Origin of the sequence: Pseudomonas sp. (assembly GCF_026224925.1) — a bacterium.
Taxonomy (GTDB): Bacteria; Pseudomonadota; Gammaproteobacteria; order Pseudomonadales; family Pseudomonadaceae; genus Aquipseudomonas.
Genome location: NZ_JAMFRV010000497.1, coordinates 1 through 4,545, shown reverse-complemented (window position 1 = coordinate 4,545; position 4,545 = coordinate 1). Strand labels below are relative to the sequence as shown.

At 57.6% G+C, this 4,545-nt stretch carries 4 protein-coding genes and 1 pseudogene; all 5 read left to right on the top strand.

Translation table 11 applies throughout. From position 1 onward, the window contains the following. Positions 1-367: pseudogene (locus M0974_RS21220) on the top strand (insulinase family protein); the annotation flags it as partial. Between the two features lie 156 nt (positions 368-523). After that, positions 524-1,654 carry a DUF5924 family protein gene (locus tag M0974_RS21215; protein ID WP_297841280.1) on the top strand — a complete coding sequence of 377 codons (1,131 nt, stop codon included), beginning with the start codon at positions 524-526 and terminating at the stop codon, positions 1,652-1,654. Between the two features lie 11 nt (positions 1,655-1,665). Further along, positions 1,666-2,811: an MlaE family lipid ABC transporter permease subunit gene (locus tag M0974_RS21210; protein WP_297841278.1), complete on the top strand. Its 1,146-nt coding sequence runs from the start codon at positions 1,666-1,668 to the stop codon at positions 2,809-2,811. A gap of 17 nt (positions 2,812-2,828) precedes the next feature. Next, the gene (locus M0974_RS21205; RefSeq protein WP_297841283.1) at positions 2,829-3,623 is read left to right on the top strand and encodes an ABC transporter ATP-binding protein; all 795 of its coding nucleotides are present in this window, start codon (positions 2,829-2,831) and stop codon (positions 3,621-3,623) included. A 2-nt stretch (positions 3,624-3,625) separates the two neighbouring features. Next, on the top strand, positions 3,626-4,545 hold a 920-nt coding region (locus M0974_RS21200), incomplete at its 3' end, for an MlaD family protein (protein ID WP_297841274.1).

Sequence of the window (4,545 nt, the reverse complement as noted above, 5' to 3'; positions counted from 1 at the left end):
CGCATTAACCGCCCGCCTGCAAAAAGATGGCCTGGACCCAGCGGTGTTCGCCCGCTTACAGCAAGCGGCCATCGACAAACTGGCGTGGTCTGCACAGGGCGACAGTGCCTTGGCCGATTATTATTGGGGGTCATTGAGTGATTATGACGACGGTCACTTTGCCGACCCTGCACGGCAGATCAAAGCGGTCAGTCTCGACACCGCCAACCAGGCCCTGCGTGGATTACTGGCCCAGCCGGGCTATCTACGGATAGAAAAGCCGTTGATCAGTTACAACGAGCTGTATGGGTTGGTCGCAGCGAGTGCGGTGCTGTTGCTACTGATGGCGGGCCTGTTTTATCGAAAACATAGGCGCCACGCCGAATAAAGCTTCGCGAATAAATGCGCTCCCATAGGGTATGGAGTTTTCTGTGGGACCAAATTCATTCGGGAAATAGCGACCATGGTGCATCTGTCTGACCGCTAACCAAGCAGCGTTGCTATTCTGTCGGGGATTTTTCCTACAAACACAGTGAAGTCACGAATGCCGGACTGGAATCGCTACGTAACCCAGGTGCTGAACTTGATGAAGCGCTATCCAGGGGTGATTGCGTTTTTCGGTTTTGTATCGGGCATCAGCAGCTTCATTCTGGTCGATCGCCAAGAAGGCCTGGCGACATGGATCGCCACGATCATGCTGGTCAGCTGGCTGTGGTTGATGCTCGAAAACAGCGTGATGAAGCTGTTCGCACGTGTTTTCAAACGCCAGATTCCGGAACCCCTGCTGCGCTACGGCACGCAGATGATCCATCAGGAAAGTCTGTTCTTCGTATTACCTTTTTTCTTCATCACGACGACCTGGAACAGCGGCCAATTGGTGTTTACCAGTCTGCTGGGCGCAGCGGCGCTGGTGTCGATTATTGACCCGCTGTATTACAAGTGGCTGGCCTCTAAACGCTGGCTGTTCCTGGCCTTTCACACCCTGACATTATTCGCTGCGCTGCTCACGGCATTACCGGTGATCTTGCACCTGACCACCGCAGAGAGTTACAAGCTGTCGCTGGGCATCGCCATGCTCTTGTCATTCCCGAGCATGGCGTCGAGTTTTCCGATCAATCATTGGCGCCGCGTGTTATTGCTTTTGGCGGTGACGCTGGCTATCGGTGGAGCGGGGTGGTTGCTGCGCTCCTGGGTACCGCCAGCGACCTTATGGATGACTGAAGTCGCGGTCAGTACGGATTTCGATGATCAAAACCGTACGCCTGGCGAAAGCGTAAAAGAGATCAGCGCCAGTCAGCTACGCAAAAATGGTTTATACGCTTACGCGGCGATCAATGCGCCACGTGGTCTGGACGAGCGCATCTATCACGTCTGGAGGCACCGAGGGCGAGAAGTTGATCGCATCGCGCTGGATATCCACGGCGGGCGTAAAGAAGGTTATCGTGCCTGGACGCACAAGCAGAATTTCCCGGACGACTCGGTGGGTCGCTGGGAGGTGAGGGTGGAAACGGAGGATGGTCAGGTGATCGGTGTCCTGCGGTTCGTCGTCACCGACACAAACCAGGCTACGGTTACCCGCCCGACAGGCGATCCCTTGGGGGTTAAGCCCGGAGCAGATGATTCGGAGCCGACACCGTCCCAGTCGAATCCATCTACACCAGAGCAAACCTACTAAGCTCGGAGCTTATGACCTTACCTTCTCTGGCCGGCGGTGCCTTGATGAACATCTCCAACAGTCCGGCAGGCCTGCGGATTGCGGGCGACTGGACGCTTGCCCATTACCGCGACCTCAAGCGGCAGATGGACGCCGTGGCGGGCCGATACGACGACCGTACACCCGTGGACCTATCTGACCTGCGCTCGCTTGATACCGCAGGCGCTTCCTTGTTGGTAGAACTTATCGGCTGCGACCGCCTGGGACAATTGGCGTCTAACACCCCGGAACTTTCCGCGGCCAGCCGGGCGCTGCTGAAAACCATTCGGTCAGCGCTTCATGACTACTGCGAGCCCATCAAAGAGCCGGAAGAGGCTGTGGGCATGCAGTTGCTGCTGCGGATCGGCACGGCAGTGGACACGGTCTGGCAAGACACACTGCAATTGCTCGGTTTCATCGGCCTGATTCTGCAAACACTGCTGTTCACGCTGCTGCGTCCCAAACGCTGGCGAATGACGTCGGTGATCTCACACATTGAACAAACGGGCCTCGACGCCGCCCCCATCGTCGCGCTGCTGACGTTTCTGGTGGGTGCGGTGGTGGCGTTCCTCGGCGCAACTGTGCTGAAAAGCTTTGGCGCCAGCATCTTCACCGTGGACTTGGTCGCCTTCTCATTCCTGCGTGAGTTCGGCGTGTTGCTGACCGCGATATTGATGGCCGGACGCACCGCCAGCGCCTTCACCGCGCAAATCGGTTCGATGAAGGCCAACGAAGAGATCGACGCTATTCGCACCCTCGGCCTGAGTCCGGTGGAGTTATTGGTATTGCCGCGTATTTTGGCGATGCTGATCTCGCTGCCGATCCTGACGTTTGTCGCGATGCTCTCCGGAATCATCGGTGGCGGCGTCGTCTGCGCCATCTCGCTGGATATTTCACCGGCGCTGTTCCTCTCGTTGATGCAGTCCGACATCGGTGTTCAGCACTTTCTGGTGGGCATGGTGAAGGCGCCAATCTTCGCCTTTTTGATCGCGGCCATTGGCTGCCTCGAAGGGTTCAAAGTCAGTGGCAGCGCCGAGTCTGTAGGTGCTCACACTACGTCCAGCGTGGTGCAATCTATCTTCGTGGTTATCGTGCTGGATGCACTGGCCGCGCTGTTTTATATGGAGATGGGTTGGTGACCGCTATTTCAACCTCAATGACGACCACACAACGGCAAACGGTGATCGACGTCCGCGGCCTGTGCAATCGCTTCGGCAGCCAAAGCGTGCACGAACACCTAGATCTGGATTTATTCCGGGGCGAGATATTGGCCGTGGTGGGTGGTTCGGGCAGCGGAAAGTCGGTGTTGCTGCGCAGTATTGTCGGGCTTCGTCGGCCTGATGAGGGCCAGATCCGAGTCTTGGGCCAGGACTTACAGCATCTGTCGGAGAAAGACCGCTCATTGGTTGAACGACGGTTCGGCGTGCTGTTTCAGAAAGGCGCGCTGTTTTCTTCCCTGACCGTCACCGAGAATGTCGCGTTACCGCTGATAGAGCACGCCGGCCTGACCCGTCAAGAAGCAGAACACTTGGCAGGCGTGAAGCTGGCATTGGCCGGTTTACCGTTATCGGCCGCCCATAAATACCCGGCGTCCTTGTCTGGCGGCATGATCAAACGTGCAGCGCTGGCTCGAGCATTGGCGCTGGACCCTGACATTCTGTTTCTCGACGAACCCACGGCTGGACTCGACCCCATTGGCGCCGCCGCTTTCGATCAACTGATTCTGACCCTGCGCGATGCATTAGGCCTGAGCGTGTTTCTGGTGACCCACGACCTCGACACGCTGTACACGATTACCGACCGAGTCGCAGTGTTGGCGCAGAAGCGTGTGTTGGTGGCCGATCAAATCGATAAGGTTGCAGCGACCAACGATGCCTGGATTCATGAATATTTCCACGGGCCACGCGGCCGAGCGGCGCTTTCGGCCGACACACAACGAAAGGAGGTCTGAGGATGGAAACCCGTGCCCATCACGTATTGATCGGCCTGTTCACCGTAATCGTCGTCACTGCGGCGCTGCTGTTCGGTCTGTGGCTGGCCAAATCCAGCGTCGACACGGCGTTCAAGGACTACGAGATCATTTTCAACGAAGCGGTCAGTGGTCTGTCGCGCGGCAGCGCCGTGCAATACAGCGGGATCAAGGTCGGTGATGTGGTGCAACTACGTCTGGACCCGGAAGATCCGCGTCGGGTTCTGGCGCAGATTCGTATTGCGGGTGAAACCCCCATCAAGGAAGACACCTTGGCTAAATTGGCCCTGACGGGGATTACCGGCACCTCAATCATTCAACTCAGTGGCGGCACCCCGCAAAGCCCTGAGCTGATCGGCGTATTCGGCAAACTGCCGGTCATCATCGCGTCGCCTTCACCTATTTCCAGGTTGTTGAACGACACGGGCGACTTGATGACCGGGATCAATCAAATGCTACACAACACCAGCCAGCTGTTTTCGGCTGAGAACGTGCAAAGCCTGACACTGACCCTGCAACACCTGGAACAAGCCACCAGCGTGGTCGCCGACGAGCGAGAAGACATTCGCCAGTCGCTTAAGCAACTGAGCCTACTCAGCAAACAGGCCAGCGCCACCCTGGAGCAAACCTCGCTGTTGATGCGCGGCGCTAATGACATGCTCAACAGCGACGGCAAACGAATGTTCACCAGCGCCGAACTGGCCATGAAGTCCATCGAACAAAGCAGCGCGACCATCAACAGCCTGCTCAAGAACAATCAAGGCGCGCTGAACGGCGGCGGAGCAGCAAACTCATTCAACAAGGAGCAACAACATGGACTTGGGCATCAAAGGGCGCTGGGCGCTGGTGTGTGCGGCCAGCAAGGGCCTGGGCAAGGGCTGCGCGCAGGCGCTGGTGCAAGAGG